25 protein-coding genes are annotated in these 23663 nt (G+C 41.7%); 13 read left to right on the plus strand and 12 right to left on the minus strand.

Annotated features, from left to right (window positions below; all coding sequences use genetic code 11):
* Positions 1-121: 121 nt before the first annotated feature.
* The 5 genes from iscA to RJ01_RS05870 all read right to left on the minus strand — a co-directional run bounded on the left by iscA (position 122) and on the right by RJ01_RS05870 (position 3424).
* On the minus strand, positions 122-442 hold the full coding sequence (gene iscA / locus RJ01_RS05850; protein WP_004786063.1) for an iron-sulfur cluster assembly protein IscA: 321 nt from the start codon (positions 440-442) through the stop codon (positions 122-124).
* A 36-nt stretch (positions 443-478) separates the two neighbouring features.
* Positions 479-865 carry a Fe-S cluster assembly scaffold IscU gene (gene iscU / locus RJ01_RS05855; RefSeq protein ID WP_004786061.1) on the minus strand — a complete coding sequence of 129 codons (387 nt, stop codon included), beginning with the start codon at positions 863-865 and terminating at the stop codon, positions 479-481.
* Positions 866-969: 104 nt separating this feature from the next.
* Entirely contained in the window at positions 970-2187 is a 1218-nt protein-coding gene (locus RJ01_RS05860) for an IscS subfamily cysteine desulfurase (RefSeq protein WP_004786059.1), read from the minus strand.
* 1 nt (position 2188) lies between these two features.
* Positions 2189-2662, minus strand: coding sequence for an Rrf2 family transcriptional regulator (locus RJ01_RS05865; protein WP_034170342.1), 474 nt, complete (start codon positions 2660-2662; stop codon positions 2189-2191).
* 111 nt (positions 2663-2773) lie between these two features.
* On the minus strand, positions 2774-3424 hold the full coding sequence (locus tag RJ01_RS05870) for a hypothetical protein (protein WP_034170343.1): 651 nt from the start codon (positions 3422-3424) through the stop codon (positions 2774-2776).
* Between the two features lie 205 nt (positions 3425-3629).
* Between RJ01_RS05870 and RJ01_RS05875 the strand changes: the two genes are divergently transcribed.
* The 3 genes from RJ01_RS05875 to RJ01_RS05885 all read left to right on the plus strand — a co-directional run bounded on the left by RJ01_RS05875 (position 3630) and on the right by RJ01_RS05885 (position 6535).
* Positions 3630-4109 (plus strand): phasin family protein, encoded by a 480-nt coding sequence (locus tag RJ01_RS05875; RefSeq protein WP_034170344.1) that lies wholly within the window; start codon positions 3630-3632, stop codon positions 4107-4109.
* Between the two features lie 157 nt (positions 4110-4266).
* Positions 4267-4539 (plus strand): HU family DNA-binding protein, encoded by a 273-nt coding sequence (locus tag RJ01_RS05880; RefSeq protein ID WP_004786051.1) that lies wholly within the window; start codon positions 4267-4269, stop codon positions 4537-4539.
* A 130-nt stretch (positions 4540-4669) separates the two neighbouring features.
* Entirely contained in the window at positions 4670-6535 is a 1866-nt protein-coding gene (locus RJ01_RS05885; protein ID WP_034170345.1) for a SurA N-terminal domain-containing protein, read from the plus strand.
* A 117-nt stretch (positions 6536-6652) separates the two neighbouring features.
* Here RJ01_RS05885 and RJ01_RS05890 read toward each other — a convergent pair whose 3' ends face one another.
* Positions 6653-7525 (minus strand): DUF2797 domain-containing protein, encoded by an 873-nt coding sequence (locus tag RJ01_RS05890; RefSeq protein WP_034170346.1) that lies wholly within the window; start codon positions 7523-7525, stop codon positions 6653-6655.
* Between the two features lie 35 nt (positions 7526-7560).
* Here RJ01_RS05890 and RJ01_RS05895 point away from each other — a divergent pair, with 35 nt between their 5' ends.
* Together RJ01_RS05895 and RJ01_RS05900 are read left to right on the plus strand one after the other, a co-directional pair.
* Positions 7561-8031, plus strand: a complete 471-nt coding sequence (locus tag RJ01_RS05895) for a DUF6231 family protein (RefSeq protein WP_034170347.1) — start codon at positions 7561-7563, stop codon at positions 8029-8031.
* A 113-nt stretch (positions 8032-8144) separates the two neighbouring features.
* Positions 8145-8819, plus strand: a complete 675-nt coding sequence (locus tag RJ01_RS05900; protein WP_034170348.1) for a YidB family protein — start codon at positions 8145-8147, stop codon at positions 8817-8819.
* Between the two features lie 58 nt (positions 8820-8877).
* Here RJ01_RS05900 and RJ01_RS05905 read toward each other — a convergent pair whose 3' ends face one another.
* Genes RJ01_RS05905 through RJ01_RS05915 form a run of 3 tightly spaced genes read right to left on the minus strand, consistent with a single transcriptional unit; the run spans position 8878 to position 10846 of the window.
* On the minus strand, positions 8878-9498 hold the full coding sequence (locus tag RJ01_RS05905; RefSeq protein WP_005235372.1) for an OB-fold-containig protein: 621 nt from the start codon (positions 9496-9498) through the stop codon (positions 8878-8880).
* Positions 9499-9518: 20 nt separating this feature from the next.
* Positions 9519-9827 (minus strand): Rieske (2Fe-2S) protein, encoded by a 309-nt coding sequence (locus tag RJ01_RS05910; RefSeq protein WP_373684488.1) that lies wholly within the window; start codon positions 9825-9827, stop codon positions 9519-9521.
* Positions 9828-9841: 14 nt separating this feature from the next.
* Positions 9842-10846: an adenosine kinase gene (locus RJ01_RS05915; protein WP_034170349.1), complete on the minus strand. Its 1005-nt coding sequence runs from the start codon at positions 10844-10846 to the stop codon at positions 9842-9844.
* Positions 10847-11107: 261 nt separating this feature from the next.
* Here RJ01_RS05915 and RJ01_RS05920 point away from each other — a divergent pair, with 261 nt between their 5' ends.
* The 3 genes from RJ01_RS05920 to RJ01_RS05930 all read left to right on the plus strand — a co-directional run bounded on the left by RJ01_RS05920 (position 11108) and on the right by RJ01_RS05930 (position 15809).
* Complete coding sequence (locus tag RJ01_RS05920) at positions 11108-11557, plus strand: GNAT family N-acetyltransferase (RefSeq protein WP_034170350.1); 450 nt, start codon at positions 11108-11110, stop codon at positions 11555-11557.
* Positions 11558-11704: 147 nt separating this feature from the next.
* A complete protein-coding gene (locus RJ01_RS05925) occupies positions 11705-14644 on the plus strand; it encodes an insulinase family protein (RefSeq protein WP_034170351.1) in 2940 nt (979 codons plus the stop codon).
* Positions 14645-14666: 22 nt separating this feature from the next.
* Positions 14667-15809 carry a phospholipase A gene (locus RJ01_RS05930; RefSeq protein WP_034170352.1) on the plus strand — a complete coding sequence of 381 codons (1143 nt, stop codon included), beginning with the start codon at positions 14667-14669 and terminating at the stop codon, positions 15807-15809.
* A 63-nt stretch (positions 15810-15872) separates the two neighbouring features.
* Here the strand turns inward: RJ01_RS05930 and RJ01_RS05935 are convergent, their stop codons facing one another.
* From RJ01_RS05935 to ilvA, 3 genes are all read right to left on the minus strand, one after another.
* Positions 15873-17213, minus strand: coding sequence for a TrkH family potassium uptake protein (locus RJ01_RS05935; RefSeq protein ID WP_034170353.1), 1341 nt, complete (start codon positions 17211-17213; stop codon positions 15873-15875).
* Positions 17210-17866 carry a TrkA family potassium uptake protein gene (locus tag RJ01_RS05940; RefSeq protein WP_034170354.1) on the minus strand — a complete coding sequence of 219 codons (657 nt, stop codon included), beginning with the start codon at positions 17864-17866 and terminating at the stop codon, positions 17210-17212. Before RJ01_RS05940 ends, RJ01_RS05935 begins: the two co-directional genes overlap by 4 nt.
* A gap of 162 nt (positions 17867-18028) precedes the next feature.
* The gene (gene ilvA / locus RJ01_RS05945) at positions 18029-19567 is read right to left on the minus strand and encodes a threonine ammonia-lyase, biosynthetic (protein WP_034170355.1); all 1539 of its coding nucleotides are present in this window, start codon (positions 19565-19567) and stop codon (positions 18029-18031) included.
* Positions 19568-19671: 104 nt separating this feature from the next.
* Between ilvA and rpiA the strand changes: the two genes are divergently transcribed.
* The 5 genes from rpiA (at position 19672) to clpS (ending at position 23662) form a co-directional block, all read left to right on the plus strand.
* Positions 19672-20343 carry a ribose-5-phosphate isomerase RpiA gene (rpiA, locus tag RJ01_RS05950; RefSeq protein WP_034170356.1) on the plus strand — a complete coding sequence of 224 codons (672 nt, stop codon included), beginning with the start codon at positions 19672-19674 and terminating at the stop codon, positions 20341-20343.
* 129 nt (positions 20344-20472) lie between these two features.
* Positions 20473-21153, plus strand: a complete 681-nt coding sequence (locus RJ01_RS05955) for a M48 family metallopeptidase (RefSeq protein WP_034170357.1) — start codon at positions 20473-20475, stop codon at positions 21151-21153.
* Between the two features lie 198 nt (positions 21154-21351).
* Positions 21352-22407, plus strand: a complete 1056-nt coding sequence (gene argC / locus RJ01_RS05960) for an N-acetyl-gamma-glutamyl-phosphate reductase (RefSeq protein WP_171064832.1) — start codon at positions 21352-21354, stop codon at positions 22405-22407.
* Between the two features lie 76 nt (positions 22408-22483).
* Positions 22484-23230, plus strand: a complete 747-nt coding sequence (locus tag RJ01_RS05965; RefSeq protein ID WP_034170358.1) for a DUF6776 family protein — start codon at positions 22484-22486, stop codon at positions 23228-23230.
* 18 nt (positions 23231-23248) lie between these two features.
* The gene (gene clpS / locus RJ01_RS05970; protein ID WP_034170359.1) at positions 23249-23662 is read left to right on the plus strand and encodes an ATP-dependent Clp protease adapter ClpS; all 414 of its coding nucleotides are present in this window, start codon (positions 23249-23251) and stop codon (positions 23660-23662) included.
* The last annotated feature ends 1 nt before the right edge of the window (position 23663 follow it).

The raw sequence follows: 23663 nt of genomic DNA on the forward strand, positions 1-23663 counted from the left end.
GTCCGCGATTAATATGCAAAAATGATTAAGCTTGATTACAATTAAAATAACTGCCTAAATGCAATTAAAACAGTGTATTTCACACTGTTTTAATGCTGAAAAAAGAGAATAATTGTTGCAATCAGACAGTGAATGACTCACCACAACCACATTCGCCTTTTTTATTTGGGTTATTAAATTCGAAGCCTTCGTTCAAGCCATTTTTCACGTAGTCCATTTCTAGACCTTCGAGATAAACCAGACTTTTTGGGTCTACGAAAACTTTAACACCAAACTGTTCAAAGACCTGGTCATGAGTATCGACTTCGTCGACAAACTCAAGAACATAAGCAAGACCAGAACAGCCTGAAGTTTTCACACCAACACGAATGCCTTCACCCTTACCGCGACTTTTGAGGTAATTGCTAATATGAGTTGCTGCATTTTCAGTTAAGTGGATCATGAAAACTCCGTGAATCTTTCTTCAAAAAACGAATGATTAAGCTTTAGACTTCTTGTTACGGTAGTCTTCAACAGCCGCTTTAATTGCATCTTCAGCCAATACAGAGCAGTGCACTTTTACTGGTGGAAGAGCCAATTCATTTGCGATATCAATGTTTTTGATCGCTTGTGCTTGGTCTAGGGTTTTACCTTTTAACCATTCAGTCACTAATGAACTTGATGCAATTGCAGAACCGCAACCATAAGTTTTAAAACGTGCTTCTTCAATCACGCCTTCATCATTAACCTGGATCTGTAAACGCATTACGTCACCACAAGCAGGTGCACCGACCATACCAGTACCAACGTTTTCTGCATTTTTGTCTAAAACACCAACGTTACGTGGGTTTTCGTAATGATCAATTACTTTTTCGCTATAAGCCATGTTGCTTCTCCAAAACTCGGGGTCAGCCTTAATATAAATATGGGGATTAAAATTTTTTTATCAATGAGATAGCGGTATAAATACAACTATCTCAAAGTCAAAAATTAGTGCTCAGCCCATTCAACTGTAGAAAGGTCGATACCTTCTTTGTACATATCCCAAAGCGGAGAAAGTTCACGTAATTTCTCAACAGCAGCTTTAGTGATATTTAAAACGTGATCGATATCTTCTTCAGTGGTGTACTTACCGAAGCTGAAGCGGATCGAACTGTGTGCAAGCTCATCAGAAAGACCTAATGCACGAAGTACATAAGATGGTTCAAGTGTTGCAGATGTACATGCTGAACCTGAAGATACCGCTGCATCTTTCAGTGCCATCATCAATGATTCACCTTCAACAAAGTTGAAACTTACGTTTAAGTAGTTTGCAACGTTTTGAGTTGGGTGACCGTTCAGGAATACCTGTTCAAGACCTTGTAAGCCATTCCAAAGCTTGTCACGAAGTACACGTAAACGAGTTTGTTCAGACTGTAAATTTTTACCTGCAAGTTCAAATGCTTCACCCATACCAACGATCTGGTGAGTTGCAAGAGTACCTGAACGCATACCACGTTCATGACCGCCACCATGCATTTGTGCTTTTAGACGTACACGTGGTGAACGACGTACGAACAGGGCACCAATACCTTTGGGACCATAGATTTTATGTGCAGAGAAGCTCATCAAATCGACTTTTAATTGAGAAAGATCGATTTCAACTTTACCCGCAGCCTGTGCAGCATCAACGTGGAAGAAAATCTTTTTCGCACGGGTGATTTCACCAATCGCAGCAACATCAGTTGTCGTGCCGATTTCGTTGTTTACCATCATCAGGGAAACAAGAATGGTATCCGGACGAATCGCTGCTTCAACCATTTCTGGGGTAATTAAGCCAGTTTTTGGTTGCGGCTCAAGATAAGTAATCTCAAAACCTTCAGACTCTAGCTCACGACATGTATCCAAAATTGCTTTATGTTCAATTTTAGAAGTAATGATGTGTTTGCCTTTAGATGCATAGAATTGAGCTACACCTTTCAATGCAAGGTTGTCAGATTCAGTTGCACCTGAAGTCCATACGATTTCACGCGGATCAGCTTTTACTAAATTCGCCACTTGTTCACGGGCGTATTCAACTTTTTCTTCCGCTTGCCAGCCATAAGCATGTGAACGAGATGCTGCATTACCGAAGGTGCCTTCGAAAGTTAAGCATTCCATCATACGTTCTGCAACTTGAGGATCTACCGGAGTTGTTGCTGCATAGTCAAGATAAATCGGACGTTTCATGTCAAATACCTGTAACCGATAAAAGGGCTGAATCAATGTTTGCTGAATTTTGGCGTAATGACACAGTTTGTACGTTGTCACGGGCTACAAGGTCAGCAAGGGTGATTTTTGCGAGATAATCGGCAATGTGGTGGGAGAGTTCTTGCCATAAATCATGAGTCAAGCACATCGCGCCATTTTGGCAGTTGCCTTTATGGTCACAGCGAGTCGCATCAACTGTTTCGTTTACAGCTTCAATAATTGCTAACACAGTAATTTCATCTGCACTGCGTGCTAAATGGTATCCACCATTGGCACCGCGAATACTCGAAACTAGACCATGACGTTTTAGTTTCGCAAATAACTGCTCGAGATAAGCAACAGAAATAGTTTGACGTGCTGCAATTTCAGCAAGCGTGATCGTTTGTTCAGATGGCTGCAAAGCTAAATCAAGTAGAGCAGTCACTGCGTAGCGACCGCGAGTGGTTAGGCGCATGATTCGATACACATGGTTAGACTAGATGTGTAGATTTTATGAATCCCGACTAAATTAGTCAAGTTATTTTTGTGAATGGCGAGCGTATTTAATTTTCTGAAATTGAAAGAATTACGCGCTGATCCAATTATATACTAATAATCCAATCAAAAGTACTGTGATTATACTAAAGGCCATATTGATCTGCTTTTGACGGTGTTCCATACGTTTAATGCGGTTGCGATACTGTTTAACTTCAACTTGCAGGCTATTAATTTTAGAACGTTGATCTTCAATTTTCTTTAATAAAGGCGCAATACGTTTTCTTGATGAAACAATATCGGTCTCATCTGCTGGTGGTTCAGATAACCAGTGTTTCCAGTCGGACAATACTTTAGGTAAGGCAAATAAAGTCAGTAAATCCCGGAACTCGTCTTTTAAAACCTGATTGCCGTCAATACGCATCGCACGAATGCTTCTGCGATTGCCAAAGATAAAAATTTTAATCAGATCCATTAAAGTGGTACGAACATCCAGATCAATAACTCTGCCTGGTGCTTTATAGTCAAATAACAGCCCGTCTTTGGTAAACTGAACATAGAAATCAAAATATGGAATATAACTATTGATTTTTATTGTGATATTCTCATCTACAAACTTCTTCGCCTGAAGTGCAACAACACGGTCATGTTTGAGAATAAACGTGAATATTGTTTCTAAAACGATCAAAGTCATCGTAAGCAACAAATGTGGTTGATTTTGACTTTGTTGCGATTCACTCATATATACAACCAATCCTTACCTGAAAATTAAAATGAAAAAGCATCCTGCTGAGTAAAAGATTTCAGGGTTAAATCAAATTAGACTTGAAATAAAGTGCTTTGTAGAACAGTTTAGCAAATCTATCAAGCCCTAAATTTGCTATTATGCGGTGATTTTGTAGATAATTTTATGATATTTGCATAGAGAATAAGCAGGAGTCGTGTACATGGATAAAACAAAAACGACACAAGATACAGATCAGGAATTGATTGAAAAACCAGTGAAGAGTAAGTCAAAGTCTGCTTCCGAGCGACGTTCGATGCTGGACTTTCGCAAATATACCAAGCAGATCTGGTTAGCTGGCCTTGGGGCATTTTCCCGGGCGGAGGAAGAAGGCAATAAACTGTTTGACTCGCTGGTCAAGGTCGGAGAAGAGCTGGAATCCAAAACAGTCGATATTGCAGATCAAACTGTGGAAAAAGTCTCCGAAAAAGCACGTGAATCTGTGACAGATACCAAAGATAAGGTTGAAAAATTGATCGACAACTCTGTTCATCATTCCTTGAATCGTATAGGATTAGTAACACTGAAGGATGTACAACATCTGGAGCGTTTAATTCTTCAGTTGCATGCCAAGGTTGATGAATTGACCTTGCAGCAAGAAAAAATACAGAAAGAATTATCGGAAAAAATACACACAAAATGACTTTCTTCATAATTCAATGTTTTTTTCGCATATATTTTGAAAAAAAAGAGGTTTATAAGTATTGCGTTTATACCTAAAGCATTGCTATAAAGGCGTTATGGTAGTTTAAACAAATTCTTGGACCTTAAATAAACGATATTAAGAGGACGTAGTTTTCATGAATAAATCAGAATTAATTGATGCAATTGCAGAGAAAGGGGGATTATCTAAGGCTGACGCAGGTAAAGCTTTAGATGCTACAATTGCTTCTGTTACTGAAGCTTTAAAAGCGGGTGATACAGTAACTCTAGTTGGTTTCGGTACTTTCGGCGTTAAAGAGCGTGCTGCACGTACTGGCCGTAACCCACAAACTGGGGCTACTCTTGAAATTAAAGCAAGCAAAGTACCTAGCTTCAAAGCAGGTAAAGGCTTAAAAGACGCTGTTGCTTAAGCTGCTTCAATCCTAAAACGCGCCTTCTTTGGCGCGTTTTTTATTGATAGATTTAATTGTTTTGATTAACACATTCATTCAATGGGTTTTTTCGGTTAAAATCCTCTGCAAATAAAATATTGGAATACTTATGGAATCTTTTCGTAAAGTTATTAAGGGTTGGTTGGGCAAGGTCTTGCTCGTTCTGTTTTTAACCCCTTTAGCGCTTGTAGGTATTGAAGGATATTTTAGCGGCGGGAATTCTGATGCAGCAAAATCAGTCAATGGAACTGATATCTCTAAACAAGAATTAGAGTCACTGACAAAATCATTCAAACAACAATACTTAAGTTATGCCAATGGTGATGAAACCTTATTAAATCAAAGCTTCATCGATCAAAAAGCGATGGATACCCTAATTGCGCGTACCTTGCTTTTGCAACAGGCAGAAAAACTGGGAATTAGCCTGAGTGACCAGCAGATCGCACAAATGATTTCACAGCAGCCTTCTTTCCAGGAGAATGGCAAATTTTCCAATGCTTTATATGAAAATTATCTGAAATCAATTGGCATGACCAACAATGCTTTAGTAGAAAGTTTACGTAAAGACCATGCACTGAAAATGCTGTCTTCTACTTTTATGGATTATCCACTGGTCAGTCCGGTAGAAATGCAGCAAATTGCAGATCTGCAAACTGAACAGCGTCATATTCATATCGCTAGCGTGAATCTGGACAGCTATAAAAAAGCAGTAAAAGTATCAGAAGCTGATATTGCAACATATTATGAAAAGCACAAATCCCAGTTCAAGCAACCAACTAGCGTTGATGTGGATTATGTGGTGATCAAGGCAAGCAATATTGATACTGCCAATGTAGCGGTTAGTGATGCAGAATTGCAGGAAGCCTATAATAAATTTGTGGCTGACCAGAAGCAGAATGTGAAACCAGAGGTTAAACATATTCTGGTGACTGCTGATAGTCGTAGCGATGCTGAAGCCAAAAAACTGGCAAACGAAATTGCAGCTAAAATCAAAGCCGGTACCACTTTTACACAAGCAGCAGCTCAATACTCTGAAGATCCTGAATCTAAATCTAAAGGCGGTGCTATTGCTGTGTATGAAAAAGGCGTGTTCGGTACTACTTTTGATCAGACTGTTGCATCTTTAAAATCTGGTCAAGTTTCAGCGCCTGTTAAAACAGATTATGGCTACCATATTATTTCAGTCCAATTGCCTGACGTGGCAGTTCCATCTTTTGAATCTCAAAAAGCACGTTTATCTGAAGAAGTATTGGCAGCAAAAAAATCTAATGCATTCTCTGATACGGTAAACAGTCTGAATGACATGGTCGTAAGTGCGGACTCGCTGGATGTTGTTGCTCAGGAAGTGAAGGGTGTTCAGGTCCAGAAAGCAAATGGTGTGACCCTTGCGACACGTGATCCATTGCTAAGTAATGCAGCTGTCAAAGCTAAACTATTTAATGATGACGTGAAAAATGGCGACCGTAATGCATCGTCAAGCATTCAGTTAGCCAATGGTGATGTGGCTTGGGTAAAAGTTCGCAATTATCATGCAGCGGGTGAGCAGACACTGGCAGAAGCTAAACCAGCAGTAAAAGCGAAACTGATTCAAGATAAAGCATTTGCTGCGGCTAAAGCTGAAGTGCAAACTGCATTAAATGAGTTTAAAACCAAGCCTGCAGCATCAGTTGCGAAAGGTAAACTGGTATTTGAAGATGCAGGCATCTATACACGCGCAGAAGGTCTGCTTAAGCGTGATGTACAACGTGCAGCATTTAGCGTACCAGCGCCTAAAGCAGGTCACTGGTCAGTAACGACAGCAAATATGCCAAATGAATTGGTTGTTGTGGCAGTTTCTGAAGTGAAGAAAAATCCGATCGATGTTTTAAGTGCAGAGCAACGTAGTGAACTGGTGAAATTATATCAACAGCTTCGTGGTCAACAAGAATTTGATGACTATACGCGTTACTTAAAATCTCACGCAAAAATCAAATAAGATTCGATTGAAAAAAACCAGCCTGAGGGCTGGTTTTTTTATTATTCTGAGTAGTGAAATAAATCATATCGAAAATAAAAAAGAGAGCATATAGCTTTCTTTTAAAATCCGGCTATTTTATTCCGCTCTAAAAATCAGCTCATAACCTGTATATTTTCGGATATTAATCACGCCAGTATCTAGAATCAGATATTGACCTTTAATTCCTTGTAATTTGCCTCGGATCACTGGAGTTTTATCCAGATTGTGAGATTTGATTTTGTCTGGATATTGCTCTACCGGATAAATGAACTCACGCGGTAATTCCTTGTCCAGTACTTCAATATTCTCATTAAACTGCAAATTCTGATTAAACTCTTCACGAATGGTTTGGATTTTTGGTGCAAATTCTTCAATCAGCTGATCGCGAACCTCAATCAGATTTAAAGGTTCCGCTTCGCCTTTGAGTAATTTACGCCAGTCAGTTTTATCTGCGACCTGAGTACCAAACATCACTTCCAGTTTACCGGAAAGACGGCGAGAACCCACTTTCATGATAGGAAGGGCTTGAGTTGCACCTTGATCCAGCCAACGAGTCGGCATTTGATTGATACGGGTAATTCCAACTTTTAAGGCACTGGAATTGGCCAGATAAACAATATGTGGCTGGAAGCAGACATTCTGTGCAAATTCATCTTCCCGGCAGGTACCTAAATGATAATGGCAGGTTTCCGGTTTCATGATGCACATATCACATGAAGCTTTAGTTTTAAAACATTTAAAACAGTGGCCTTGTGAGAATGATTTAGAAGTTTTTTTGCCGCAAGAAACACAATAGATATTTCCTGTCCATTCAATCTCGATTTCCTGACCTAACTGGAATGGAAGGTTAATTTCTGATCCATCTAATATTAATTTATATTCAACATTTGCCCGCTGGGTATTTTGATCAGTTACACTAAGGTCTGTAAGACCGACGTGCATTTTATGGCAAATGCCCTGAAGTTCCATAAAAAATTACTCACTTAAATCATAAGGATGCAGTCATGGCTGAACAGAATGTCATCACTTCAATGCTAGACGATTTCGCTAAGGAACAGTCAATTCATACTGCTATTTGTATCGGGCAAGATTTAACCCAATCTCAATTTCAGCAATCTATTCAATGGCACTATTTTAACGTATCTGAGGTTTTAAATCTGCCTTTTCAACAGCGTTATGACCTGGCAGTAGCGATGCTGGATACTCCTGAAACTTTGGCATTGTCAGAACAGCAGAAGAGTCAAATTCTGGTTAAAATGCGTGATTTATTTGCAAAACGTCTGGTGGTGGTGAGTCGCTTGCAGGATGAAAAACTGCTCAGGTCTTTAGGTCTGACCCAGCTGATTGACAAGACAGTTCATGGGGCAGATTTTGCACTCTGGCAATTCAATATTTTGACTTATAAACATGTGCCAGACTGGTTTAACTCTAAATTCTGGGCTAACCCTGAAAACTGGGATAAATATCGCTGGTAAAACTGGAGGGCTGATAAGGTCTTATATCAGTATTGCAAATATTAACAAAATCCTGCATGGAAAATAGGAGCCAAGACTCTATTCTGTAGAGAAGTCGTATACAGGAATGAGTTATGACCAATCTTAGTAGTATTGTGGAAATGCTGGCCAAGCAAGCCTTGGGAAATAACCAGTCGCAATCCCAGCAGCGTTCATCCCAGCAAGGGGGATTGGCAGATATTCTTGGATCAGTATTGGGTCATATCAATAATGCCAGTCAGCAAAACCAGAATTCAAATCAGCAGCATCAAAACTCACAACAGCAAAACAAGCAAAATGGTCTAGGCGCAATTTTAGGTTCTGTACTCAGTCAGCTCGGAGGTGGGAGCCAATCTTCCGCTCGACCGAATTCTGGACTGGGTGGCAGTTCAACGACAAAGACTTTATTGATTGCTGTCTTGCCCTTGGTCTTGGCCTGGATTCAGAAACAGGGCGGTTTGCAAGGAGCCTTGGACAAACTCAAAGGACAAGGTTTAAATAGCCAGGTCGATGACTGGGTCTCTACTGGCCCGGGTGAAAATGCCAATGTTGATCCGCAGCAGGTACAAAACCTGTTTGATGACCAGGAAGTAGAACAGGTCGCAGAACAGACCCATGTGCCTAAACAGGATGTCTATAGCGCCATTTCTCAGGTCTTGCCGCAGATTATTGATTCACTGACACCACAAGGTGAGCAAACCAGCAAGCAGGAAGCCAATAATGATATTCAGAATGTATTGAATATGGTCTCAGGCTTGTTTAAAAAATAAATCTATCTATCCAATAAAAAATCCCGACTTTTAGCCGGGATTTTTTCTATTGAATTCTTTAAGCTTCTTCCAGATTCAAACTAAAGAGTCGGTTGGATTTACAGATCTTCTTGGCCACATAATGCGATTTTCTAAGACGGATTAAAATAATCTGAGACTGAAATTCCAGTTCGCCAAATTCAGGTTCGACCTGAACATAGTGCAACTGACCATACTCATCCCGAACTCGCGCTTGGGCAGAAAACCCGGGTCGGGCATTACCGCTCGAAATTGTGGCTAAACGGCCTAACAGGTTTACATCATTCTTTTTATATTTAGGTGGAATGACCTGATCCAGACAATGAATCATAAATACGGTAAAGAAAATCGCAATGATCAATGCCGGTAGAATGATGTAATAGGCAGGTAAGAAATGATATTCCTGTGAATAGATCAGAAACTGAAGCAAATAGCCGGCAAAGCTAAAATTCATCAAGAAGAAAAAAACAATCAGGGTTTTGGAAAATTTAACATTTAGCCATTCAACATTCTGAAAGTCATATGGGGAAATGCGTTTCAGGAGTTGACTGGGTTTAAGCTTAAAATAGAAGGCAACTGTTTTTGCCATACCAAGCAGAATGATGAACAATAAACTGAGATGAAATGGCATCAGGTTATAGTCAAGTAAAAACTCAGGCATGGCAAAATCCGTTTTAGCTATTATTCTGAAAGATAAATTCCGCCATCAGAATGCACGGTAATATCAACTTTTTCAAGTGATTGACCTTGGCAAGGTCCAGAAATACATTCACCGCTTTCTACAACGAACAGCGCGCCATGAGTAGAGCATTCAATAAACTCCTGATCACGGTCCAGAAACTGGTTTTCCAGAAATTCCAGTTCTACCTGTAAATGTGGACAAATATTCTGGTAAGCATAAAACGAACCATCACGCTGGGTAATAAAAATTGTATCCCCATTCGGAAGTTCAAAAGAGCGTGCTTCACGCTCTGGAATATCGTCAGTCATGCAAATTTTAAACATTAAGCACATTCCTTAAGAACATCTTTTAATAATGCGGTGTATTCTGAAACCGCCAGTCGTGGCCCAAATTGCGCTACCACTTGACTAGACACCAAAATTGCCAGTTCTGCTGCTGTTTTTAAGCCAAGACCCGCATTAAGTGCATATAAAAAAGCACCCGCGAAAGCATCGCCAGCCCCATTGGCATCCACTGCAGTTACAGCACGGCCCGGCACAGTAAAGGTTTCACCATTATTGGAAATAAGCGCACCCTCAGCTGACATTGTAATGACAACGTATTGACTTAATTCTTTAAGTTTAACCAGAGCGGCTTCGATGGTATCTGTTTCGGTATACATCAATGCTTCTTGCTGGTTGCAGAACAAGAGATCTACACCATCTGCAATCATTTCATCCAGACCGGCACGGGCATATTGCACCATCGCAGGGTCAGAAAGAGTGAATGCGATTTTAACCCCATTGGCTTTGGCAATTTCACGTGCTTGTTTTACGGCCTGACGCGCTGTTTCTGAAGTGGATAGATAGCCTTCGATATAGAGCCATTTAGCGGTTGTTAAAGGCTGGAAATCAATCTGTTCATCTGTCAGTTCAGCAGTAATACCTAAATAGGTATGCATGGTACGTTCAGAATCTGGACTGACCAGAACCATACAGGTGCCGGTTACGCCTTCACTAATCGATTGGGTTGTAGTTTTGATGCCCGCTTCGTTTAAGCCATGCAGATAGATATGACCCAAATCATCATTACCGACACGGCAGGCATAGAATGCAGAGCCGCCCAAAGCTGCAAATGCAACTGTAGTATTGGCTGCTGAACCGCCTGAAGCCTGACCTTTATAAGTTTGAGTTGCTTTTAAGTTTTGATACAGAGTAGCCTGAGCTTCACCATCCGCAAGTTGCATGGTGCCTTTTTGCAAGTGATGTGCAGTTAAAAACTCATCAGAAACTTTAAATTCCTGGTCAATCAGCGCATTGCCAATCGCAAAAAGGTCAACAGTAGACATATCCAAATATCACATTAAAAATGAAAGTGCTAAGTTTACACGATTGCTCGGGTTTGCTGTAGTTCACTGAAACATTTTCAGAATACTTTAAAAAATACTGTAACTTATTCAGCTTGAATCTTTGGTCTAAGAATTGATTTATTTTTAAACGGTAGCGAGTGCAGCCATTGATTTAAAGGTTGGATTTTATTTATAAGATTAGAGTACCAAGCAGTTATACTGGTGCGACATTTGAACAATCATCTAAAACAGTGTGGGTATATGGATATTAAGATTGTAACAGCCGAGCAGCTCCCTGATCAGATTGACACTTTAGCGACACTGGCGCGTAAAGAAGGTTATGACCTGATTGATAAGTTAATTGAAGAATACCGCACTGGAAAAAACTGTTTCAGTCAAAATAATGAATTTCTGGCCTGTGCCTATGATGGCAATAAACTGATTGCCTGTGGCGGCTTAAACCAGCAATGGGGCGATAACGGCATTGAAGAAAGAATTGGCCGGGTACGTCGCTTCTATGTGCATCCAAAATATCGTCAACATGGTGTAGGTAAGCAGCTTCTAGCTTATCTGGAGCAGTTGGCACGACCATTTTATTCAGCACTTTGTTTACAGACCGATACCAAACTGGCCGCCAGTTTCTATCAAAAACAGAACTATGTCTTTGTTGAAAACCACCCGAGTTATAACTATTTCAAGTATATGATCTAGAGATCATTGCCAAACCTGATCATTTAAAAATCAGATGATCAGGTTTACTTAATTCGATCAAAATCCTCGGTTTTCTGCGTGAATAATTCAAACAACTACAGCTATAATGCGAATAATAATTTTTTAATTTAAGCATTAGGAGATCGCATGACTGTAGATGTCACTGAAACCATTTCTCAAACTGTACATCCTGCGTTTCAGTTGGTACGTCAACAACATGTTGAAGCTTTAGACATTTTAGTGTCTGAATATAAGCATAAAGTGACTGGCGCCACCCATTATCATCTGGCGACCAATCATGATGAAAATGTTTTTCTTGTTGCGTTTCGCACTCAGCCAATGGATTCGAAAGGTGAAGCGCACATTCTGGAACATACTGCACTGTGCGGCTCAGAAAAATTCCCGGTACGTGATCCGTTCTTCTTGATGATTCGCCGTTCGCTTAATACTTTTATGAATGCCTTTACAGCGGCAGACTGGACGGCTTATCCATTCGCAACTCAAAATGATAAGGACTTCCAGAACTTATTAGAAGTGTATATGGATGCGGCTTTCGCTGCGAACCTGAATCCGCTGGATTTTGCTCAGGAAGGTATTCGTATTGAACTGGAAAATGGCGAACCGGTATATAAAGGCGTGGTATTTAATGAAATGAAAGGGGCAATGAGCTCACCTTCAGATCAGCTTTATCATACTTTGGCGCATCACTTATTCCCGGACACCACTTATCACTACAACTCAGGCGGCGATCCTAAAGATATTCCAGACCTGACTTATGAAGAGCTGGTGAACTTCTATAAAACGCATTACCATCCAAGTAATGCTGTATTTATGACCTTTGGCAATAAATCTGCTGCTGAGTTACAGGAACAGTTTGAAAATCTAGCGCTGTCTAAATTTGAAAAAGGTGAAACACTTTATTCAACGCCAGAAACCCGTTTAACTGCGCCACTCAATGTAACAGAAACCTATGCAGTTGATGGGGAAGATCTGAAGGACAAGACTTATCACGTATTGTCATGGTTATTGCCAGAAGCGAGTGATATCAAGTTACGTTTAGGCTTGCGTCTCGTAGAAGGGATTTTGCTGGAAGATTCAGCATCTCCCTTACGTCATTACTTGGAAACCTGTGGTTATGCACAGTCAACTGGCCCATTCATGGGCGTAGATGATTCCAACTTTGAAATGACCTTCTACTGCGCGGTTCAAGGTTCAAACCCTGAACATGCTGAAGAATTCAAAAACGGAGTTTTCAAAGTTCTGGAAGAAGTTGCCTCTAAACCTGTTGATCAACAGGCAGTAGATGCGATCCTGCATCAGATCGAATTGCATCAGCGTGAAATCAATGGTGATGGTACACCGTATGGTCTAAGCCTGATTTTAAGCGGCTTAAGCAGTGCAATTCACCATCGTGATCCGGTTGAAGTCTGGGATGTGGACTCTGCAATTGCTTCAGTAAAAGAAGAGTTGCAAGATCCAATGTGGTTGTCGAATCTGATCAAAGAACATCTGTTAAATAACCAGCACCGTGTTCAACTGACTTTAGTTCCAGATGCAACTAAATCTGCCAAAGAAGCGGAAGAAGAAAAAGCACGTCTGGCTGAGATTGGTAAAGCTTTAACTGAAGAGCAAAAAGCAGAGATCAATGCTCAAACTGAAGCGTTAAATATCCGCCAAGATACTCCAGATGATTTGAATCTGTTACCTAAGGTGGGTCTGGAAGATGTGCCTGCGGAATTGCAGATTGTTCAAGGCCAGTTGCGTGAGATTATCTGTAACCGTGTAGATACGCCGTTGAATCTTTATCATGCAGGTACCAATGGGATTTATTACCAACAGGTATTGGTGAAAATTCCAGATGAAGTGGTGCAATCACCGTATTTCAACCTGTTGTCTATTTTAATGGGTGAAGTTGGTGCGGGTGAATATGATTACCTGCAATTCCAGCAACTGCAAACAGCAGTCAGTGGTGGTCTGGGCATGGGCGCTTCATTGCGTTCTAAAGTGGATGACAAAAACAAGATCAGTGCGTGGTTAACTTTAACGACTAAATCTTTGGCTAGCCATCTGGATGCGATCCGTCTGTTAAAAATCGGTTTCGAGCAACTTCGCTTTGATGAAAAAGGCCGTATTATTGAGTTATTACAACAGCGTAAGACTCGCTGGCAATCACGTATTTCCGGTTCGGGTCATAGCTATGCGATGCAAGTGGCATCACGTCAGCATAGCGCTCTAGCCTTGCGTGATTATCATAATACCGGTCTGGGTGCTTTGAACTGGCTGATTAACTTGGTCAATCAGGCTGAAAAAGATACAGCAGCTTATGATGCTATGATTGATGAATTAAAACGCATTCATACAGTCTTGCTACAAGCACCAAAACAATTCCTGTTGGTGTGTGAAGAACAGCAGTCTGAGCGTCTGATTGAAGAAATTCAAAACGTGTGGGACAAACTGGAAGTGAATACTGCACCTGCAGAATTGACTCAGGTTGAAAAAGTTAATCATAGCAATGATGAAGCCTGGTTGATTCAGACTAATGTGCAGTTCTGTGCAGCAGCTTATCCTGCGGTAGAAGTTTCACATCCTGATGCTGCTGCCTTGATGGTATTGGCAGGCTACTTGCGTAATGGTTATCTGCATAGCGCAATCCGTGAGAAAGGCGGTGCTTATGGTGGTGGCGCAAGCTATGACGGAAATGCATGTTCTTTCCGCTTCTATAGTTATCGCGATCCACGCTTAGCAGAGACTTTCCAGGACTTTGATGCAAGTATCCAATGGTTGCTTAACGCACCTCAACAACCGCATCAGCTGGAAGAAGCCATCTTGGGTTTAATTGCCAGTATGGACAAACCGGGGTCACCAGCAGGTGAAGCGATTACTGCCTGTTATGCCTACCTGCATCAACGTACGCCAGCATTCCGTAAACAGCTTCGGGAACGTTTGTTGCATGTCACTTTAGATGATTTGAAACGTGTCGCACAGACTTATCTGGTTGAACAGCAAGCTTCAAAAGCGGTGGTTGCGCCATTTGCCAAACGAGAAACTTTAGAACAACTCGGCTTTACAATTCAGCAAGTTCAATAAATAAAAACAATGAGGATAGAGGATGGCGCTTAATTCTATTAAGCGCTCAACTTTGCAGCTAGGCGTTTTGCTTGGCTGTGCAGTTGGGACGCAAGTTAATGCGGAAGATAAAACTGTAGCGAGTAGTCCGGTGCCGGCAACGGCTGAGGCTTGCTCTGCGGTTGAAACCAATTCAGAACGCTTGGCCTGTTATGATGCGGTATTTAAAATACCGGCCGATAGTAAGCCTGATATTGTTTCTGAACGGCGTGCAGCCATAGAAATTGCGCCCGAACCCGACAACCTCAAAGCGAAAATTGAACAGACCGTTTCCAATATCTATGCTTCTGAAGGATCAAAGCTGACTCCGGCTTTATCCTTGCTGGATAGCCGTTGGGAATTGTCGCCAGAAAGTAAACTGGGTACCTGGAATATCCGTTCCTATCAGCCGATTTATCTGATGCCAGGATTCTGGACTTCCAAGAAAAACGAGTTTCCGCAAAGCGAAAACCCAAATAACACGGTTAAAGAAGACCAGAATTTGACCTCGATTGAAGGGAAATTCCAGTTATCTTTAAAAACCAAGGCGGTTGAAAATATTCTGGGTGATAACGGGGATCTCTGGCTGGGTTATACCCAGTCTTCACGCTGGCAGGTATATAACTCGGAAGAGTCCAGACCATTTCGTGAAACCAATTATGAGCCTGAAGCAAGCCTGATCTTCCGTACCAATTATGATCTGTTTGGTTTGAACTGGCGTATGCTGGGATTGACGCTTAATCACCAGTCTAATGGCCGTTCTGATCCATTATCTCGTAGCTGGAACCGGGTAATGCTGAATCTCGGTTTCGAAAAAGACAACTTCGCCATAATGCTGCGTCCTTGGTATCGTATTGAAGAAGATCGTGCAGATGACAATAATCCCGAGATTAAAAACTATATCGGGCGTGGGGATTTAACTGCATTTTATCGTCATAATGCCCACGATTTTTCCCTGATGTTGCGTCATACACTTAAAGGTGGTGATGATAACCGTGGTGCGGTACAGTTCGACTGGTCATTTCCGATCAGTGGGCGTCTACGCGGTCAATTCCAGCTCTTTGATGGTTATGGTGAAAGTCTGATTGATTATAATCACCGTGCAACTTATGTGGGCTTGGGTGTATCCTTAATGAATTGGTACTAATCTGTTTCATGTAAAAAACCACGCTTATGCGTGGTTTTTTGCTTATGTGAATTCATTTAAATCTTAACCAATCTGAATTTCTGAAGGCGGATGTTTAAGACGGCTCTTTTTCGGTGTTGCAATTAAATAGGCAAGGGTCAAAGGTCCTAGACGACCCGCATACATCATCAGCATCAGAATGATTAAACTCGCTGGTTGCAATTCTCCAGTAACACCACGCGTTAATCCGACCGTACAGGCGGCAGAAACCGCCTCAAACAGTAAATCTAAAAAATCATGATCGGGTTCTAGAATGAGTAAACTCATAAAACCGGTCATGACCAGACCTGCGGTAATACACACAACCGCTAAAGCCTTAAAAGTGGTTTTTTCAGAAATAGAATGATTGAACAAGCGAATTTCATCTTCACGGCGTAGAAAACTGATTACGCTGATCACCACAATAATAAAGGTGCCAACTTTAATTCCACCCGCCGTACTTAAGGAGCCGCCACCAATAAACATTAAAAAAATGGTGACTAGACTTGAGGCATCGCTCATCTGGTCCATGGGCAGACTATAAAAACCCGAAGAGCGGGGAACAGTGGCATGGAACCAGGCATTGAGTGCCTGATCACCTACACTCATCAGCGCTAAAGTCTGTGGATTAGAGGCTTCTAATAGCCAGAGTACAATAAAAGCACTCAGGTTAAGGCCCATAATCGTCGTTAGAATCAGCTTGCTATTCGGGCTAAGCTTGCGCCAGCTTTTATTCTGTTTTACATCCATCAGAACCAGAAAACCGATCCCGCCAATGATATACAGCATGCTGATCGTAAAGGTCACGAAATACTGGCCGGAAAAGCTCATCAAGCTATTGGGGAAAAGGGAAAATCCGCCATTATTAAACGCAGAAACACTATAAAAAGCCGCATAAAACAGTGCTTCACCAAAAGGATAATCTTCCAGCCACGCCAAGGTTAAAATCAGGGTGCCAATCGCTTCGAAAAACAGGGAATATAGGAAAACTGCTTTAATGGTAAAACTGACTTTCTTCAAACTGGTCTGGCCAATAGCTTCCTGTGCCATTACTTGCTGTCTTAAACCAAGTTTAGGTGACAGGCTCATAAAAGCGAGTATGGCAAAGGTCATAAAACCGAGGCCACCACATTGCAGCAGGAACATAATCACGACCTGCCCAAAGGGTGTATAAGCTTCACCTACATTGACCACAGACAGTCCGGTAATTGTCACTGCAGAAGTCGCTGTAAAAATCGCCTCTAACCAGCTGATTTCAGTTTGATGGGCAAAGGGCAGCATCAGTAATAAAGAACCAATAAAAATCAGTCCTAGAAAACCTAAGGCCAGTAGACTCGGTGGACTGAGATTGACAATCCTGTTCTGGTTTAAATTTGAGCTTTTCATATGGTCTTAAAATGCTTGGACAAACGGCGTAGAGGCTCCAGCAATCCTTCCACTACCAGAATGTCACCTTCTTTAAGTAACAGCTCAAGATCTACGATATGCTGTATTTCAGTGCCGCGTTTATGCAAAAGAACTTTAATTTCGGGAACCTGGTTCATTAACTGGCGTAAAGGAGTGTCATGATGATCGGCATGAATCTCAATTTTGACAATATAGTGATCATCTTCAAGTGACATATAACGGCTAACCATCGGATAGCTGAGTGATTGTGCCACACGGACGCCCATATCTTCTTCAGGATGAATAATTTTTTCGACATTCAGATGAGTCAAAATCATATGGTGGGCTTTGGATTTGGCTTTGGCCCAGATTTTCTTTACACCCATATTTTTCAGATGCAGTACACACAGAATACTGGCTTCAATATCTTCACCAATTGCGACTACGACTGCTTCACAGCGCTGGATATCCAGTTCATCTAGAACATGCTCATCGGTTGCATCGGCAATGACCGCATGGGTGAGCTGATCGGAAATATTTTCCACATATTTTTTATCGAGGTCGATTCCAATCACATCATGTTTCAGGCTGATCAGTTGAGTCGCTACTGTTGCACCGAAGCTGCCCAGCCCAATGACTGCAAATAAAGCCATGCATATTTCCCTAAATCTTTTTATTTCAAATCAGTTCATGTCTAAGTACGTATCTTAAAGATTTTTATAGTTTTCAGCTATCTGGCCTTACATAAATACTTCATACATTTTTTCAGCCGGACATAAAAAAACCGCCTCGAAAGGCGGTTTATATTAAACTGATCATTTCAAGAAACGCTGATAACCCAGGTTATTGGTGATTTCTTCATATGGATAAGTGATGCTTTCCAAAGTTTCGATCAAACCATCTGGATTCTGCTGTGCATCTTCTGCCTCCAGACCGACCAGTACGCGACCTTCTGCAGCACCGTGGTTACGGTAATGGAACAGGGTGATGTTATGCGTTGGGCCAAGACGTTCCAGGAACATTAGCAGGGCACCTGGACGTTCCGGGAATTCCACACGGAACAGACGCTCATTTTCAATATCAGCATGACCGCCAATCAGGTAACGGATATGTAGTTTTGCGACTTCGTCATCAGACAGATCATCAACATCGTAGTCGAATTTCAGGTTTTCATAGATTTCCTGACGTTCTTTTTCACCATTTTTCAGGCTGATACCGACAAAGACCTGAGCTGCAGAAGCATCACTTGAACGGTAGTTAAATTCGGTGATGTTACGGCCTTGCAGGGCACGACAGAAACTCAGGAAAGCGCCTTTCTGTTCAGGAATGGTCACGGCAAAGATGGCTTCTTTGCGTTCGCCGAGTTCTGTACGTTCCGCAATATAGCGTAAACGGTCAAAGTTCATGTTGGCACCACAAACAATCGACACGATATTTTTACCTTGAATGCCGTGTTCAGCGACGTATTTTTTAATCCCTGCCAACGCCATTGCACCAGATGGTTCTACAATACTACGGCATTCGTCATAAGTATCTTTAATTGCTGCACAGACTTCATCGGTATTGACCAGCACGACTTCTGGTTCAACGATTGGGCCAGAGTTATCTGATTTTTGCAGGCGGATGACCTCAAAAGGTTTTTCACCAATTTGTGCCACTGCAGTACCATCGGCAAATAAACCGACAGATGGAAGAATCACACGTTCATTGGCTTCTAAGGCCGCTTTTAAGCACGCGGATTCATCATATTCCACAGGAATAACTTTGACATGCGGAGCCACATCTCCCAAGTACGCTGCAACACCGGCAATCAGGCCACCACCACCAACAGCAACGAAGACATATTCCACATCACGCCATTGACGCAAAATTTCATTGGCAATGGTGCCTTGACCGGCCATCACCAGTTCATCGTCATAAGGTGGAATAAAGGTCATGCCATCTTCTTCGGCACGTTGAATGGCATATTTATTGGCAACGTCAAATGAATCACCATGTAATACTACTTCACCCCCTAAACGTTTTACTGCTTGGACTTTAATGTCGGGCGTGGTCTTTGGCATCACAATAATCGCGCGAATACCCAGCTTTTTCCCTGACAGTGCCACGCCTTGTGCATGGTTGCCTGCTGAAGCTGTGATAACGCCATGTTCGAGTTGTGATTTCGGTAATTGACTAATACGGTTATAGGCACCGCGTAGTTTAAATGAAAAGACCGGTTGTAAATCTTCACGTTTAAAGCGAATGTTATTATTTAAGCGTTCGCTAATTCGTGGCGCTGCTTCGAGTGGGGTTTCGATTGCAACATCGTAGACCGTTGCTTGTAAAATTTGTCGAACCAAACGAGACAGCATGTTAATTTTCCATCTAACAGTTTAAAATAAGACTCTATTGTAACAAACCACACGGCTTTGCGGTTTAAAATTACTGCAAAAGTCCAAATTAGTTGAGTGATGTCATGAGTCTATATGCAACCCAAGATGAGAAAAAACAAGCTGCAGCCAAAGCGGCTTTAAAACACTTACCAAAAGGGGGCATTTTAGGCGTAGGTACAGGTAGTACCGTTAACTTTTTAATTGACCTTTTACCAGAACTGCAATTGGAAGCTGCTGTTGCAAGTTCTGAAGCGACTGCACAGCGTCTGAAAAAATTAGGCATTGAAGTGGTTGATATGAATAGCGTGGGCGGTTTAGATGCCTATGTCGATGGTGCTGATGAAATTGACCGTCATATGCACATGATCAAAGGTGGTGGTGCTGCGCTTACACGTGAAAAAATCGTGGCGTCGATTGCGAAAAAATTCGTATGTATCGTGGATGATTCGAAATGGGTAGAGCAGTTGGGTCGTGATTTCCCATTACCTGTTGAAGTGATTCCAATGGCACGTTCAGCAGTCGCACGTAAGTTGGTGGCATTAGGTGGTGATCCTGCTTACCGTGAAGGTGTAGTGACTGATAATGGAAATGTTATTTTGGATGTGCATAACCTGAATATTCTGAATGCGCTTGAGCTGGAAAAAACCATTAATGACATTCCAGGCGTCGTATGTAACGGTATTTTTGCGATCAACAAGGCGGATATTGCGATTGTTGCGACCAATAACGGCATTGAAGAACGTACTGCGGTTTAATTTTAACTCATTGAAGAGCTAATCTCCCCAAACCCCTCTTTAAAAAAGAGGGGCTTTCTCCCTCCTTTGAAAAGGTGAGCAGCACTGCTGCGCAAGGAGGAGGATTTAAATAACGATTAAATATAAAAAATGACCCTAAACGACCTACCTGAAATTCAAATTACTCGAAATGTTCGCTCAACACGTCTCAGACTGCGTGTAGAAGGTGATCAAATCCGTTTAACCGCACCTGTATTTTGTAGCAAAAAACAGATTCAGAATTTTATTGATCAAGCTGAAAGCTGGCTACTGAAAACATGGAAATTGCAGCAGGAAAAAAATCAAAGTATTGATAGATCTTTACCAGCAGAATTGCAGCTTTTCGATCAGGCTCAGCCAATCCAGATCGTGTATCAAAGTCAAAAGCAGAACTTTGTTTTTGATGCTAAATTATTACAGCTATCGATCAGTGACCGTCATCCTGAAACCTATTTAAAAGCCTTTGCCATTTCTTATGCTAAAGAACAGTTGCCTGTTTATCTGGACAAAGTAAGCCAAGAAACAGGATTATCATTTAACATTTGTAATGTTCGCCAACCGACAACACGATGGGGCAGTTGTTCTGCCAAACATGACATCATGCTAAATAGTGGCATCATTCTGTTTCCTGAAAATATCGTGCGTTATTTATGTGTGCATGAATTAGCCCATACCCGGCATTTTGACCATAGTCCTCGTTTCTGGGCGGAAGTGGCAAAGCATGATCCAAACTATTTAACTCACCGCAAAATTCTGAAAAATACTGTCATGCCATATTGGTGGGCAGCTTAAGAATATCTTTAGAGGAACGAAGATAGTATTTACTTACTTCTAAATAGCCTAAGCAAAAGATATAATTCTCTTAAAGTTTTTAAAAACACTCAAAATAGAAGCGTAAATAAAAAACCATCAATCCCTAGTGAAACAGTTTAGAAAACCTCAAGTTCCTGTCATACTACAGCCCATAAAGGAAACATCTAGTTTGAGGTAATCATCGTGATTTCAGTGGGTATTGTGGGTGGTACAGGTTATACAGGCGTTGAACTTTTACGTCTATTACTGCGACATCCGAATGTAGAAGTTAAAGCACTGACATCACGTACTGAAGCAGGCCGTCGTGTTGACGATATGTTCCCGAGTCTGCGTGGACATACGGATCTTCAATTTTCTGACCTTAGCCTTGATCTTTTAAAATCATGTGATGTGGTATTTTTCGCGACACCACATGGCGTTGCCATGAAACATGCTGAAGAACTTATTGCAGCTAATACCAAGGTAATTGACCTTGCAGCGGATTTCCGTTTGCAAAATCTGGAACAATTCGCAAAATGGTATGGCATGGAACATGCTTGCCCAGAAGTATTAAAAGATTCTGTTTATGGTCTGTCTGAACTTAATCGTGAACAGATCAAACAGGCGAGTGTGATTGGTAATCCGGGCTGTTATCCAACGACAGTTCAGCTTGGTCTGGCACCCGTATTGAAATCAAACGAAGCCTTGGTAAAACCAGAAAGCATTATTATCGATGCGAAATCAGGCGTATCAGGTGCAGGTCGTAAAGCAAGCCTGGGCATGATCTATTCTGAAAATGCTGATAATTTTAAGGCTTATGGCGTTGCAGGCCATCGTCACCATCCTGAAATCGTAGAAGCATTGGAAAACATTTCAGGTCAAAAAGGCGTATTTGACCATATCCTGTTTGTGCCGCATCTGGTGCCGATGATTCGTGGCATGTTATCAACGATTTATATCGACTTGACTGAAGCAGGCCAGGAAGCTGACTTGCAGTCACTGTACGAGCAATTCTATGCCAATGAACAGTTTGTTGATGTGATGCCAGCAGGCAGTTCGCCAGAAACCCGTTCGGTGCGTGGTGCTAACCAGTTGCGTATCGCACTGTATAAGCCACAACCAACCAAACTGGTGATTCTGGTGGCCCAGGACAATCTGGTCAAAGGTGCAGCTGGTCAGGCAGTACAAAACATGAATCTGATGTTTGGCTTTGCAGAAAATGCAGGCTTGAATAATATTGGTTTATTACCATAAAAAACGTATTAGAACTTCACACACATTTAGATTTGGATTTAAATGTGTGTCTTGAACAAAGTATACAGAGATCAAAATGCCGAATAATGAGTCAAACATGACGATCCAGGAACCCTCTACAAAGAAACCATTGATGAAAGGCAATACACCTTTGGTAATCGGTGCTGCTGTGTTGATTCTGGGTAGTGGCTTGCTGGGCTATACGGTCGGGCATCGGCAAGGTTTGACTGCGGTGGGTTTTGAGGCGGATGCGGAACAACTGGTTGAAGTAGTACAAAAACAGAAAACCAGTTTGGAAACACTGAATAAATCTCTGAATACAGCGGTACAAGAACGTGATCTGGCCGTTAGTAATGCCAATGATCTTTATCTTGCAGCAAATAAGGCGCGTGATGCCCAGGAGCAGGCTGAAAGCGTTGGTACGATCTACCGCGAGATTTTGCGTCAACGCGGTGGTTTAGCATTAACAGTTCAACATCTGGGGATCAAAGCTTTACCTGATAATACCTTTGAATACCAGATTGATCTGGTTCAGGTCAGTCCGGGCAAAAATCGCGCCTCTGGTACAGTGGAACTGCGCTTGATTAAGGGCACTGAAATTCTGGTCGTGCCGCTTGAAGATAAAAACTTTAATTTCGACAATTACGAACGTTTGACTGGTCGCTGGACCATGCCTAAAGGCTTTAAACCAGAATTTATTGAAGTGCGTCTCTCAGGTGCTAAGCCTGTAATTCGCCGTTTTAGCTGGGATCAAGGGAAAGCTGTTGAAAGCCAGTCAACAGTCCTGTCAGAGATTCCAAAAACTGAAGCAAATGCAAATTAAGTGTGAAATAGAAATCGTATGCCAAGCAATAAACGTCCAAAATGTTTAAGTGAGATCAAAAATTCTTTTTACGAGTCCGGCATGGTTGATTGGCATATTAGCCCGCGTTTAACAGACGAGCCTTTTCACGATGATGACGCTGACCTTGCAGTCCAGACTGCACCTCCTGAACTGAAGCGTCCACCGATGTATGCAGTGGTGTTATTGAATGACGACTACACTCCAATGGAGTTTGTAATTGAAATTTTACAACAATACTTTGCAATGAATCTTGACCAAGCTACACAAGTAATGCTAACTGTACATTATGAAGGAAAAGGTGTAGCTGGGGTCTATCCTCGAGACATTGCGGAAACCAAAGCGAACCAAGTCAATAATTACGCTCGATCTCAAGGTCATCCTTTACTTTGCCAGATTGAGCCGAAAGATTAAG

Origin of the sequence: Acinetobacter sp. YZS-X1-1 (genome assembly GCF_000804305.1) — a bacterium.
GTDB lineage: Bacteria > Pseudomonadota > Gammaproteobacteria > Pseudomonadales > Moraxellaceae > Acinetobacter > Acinetobacter variabilis.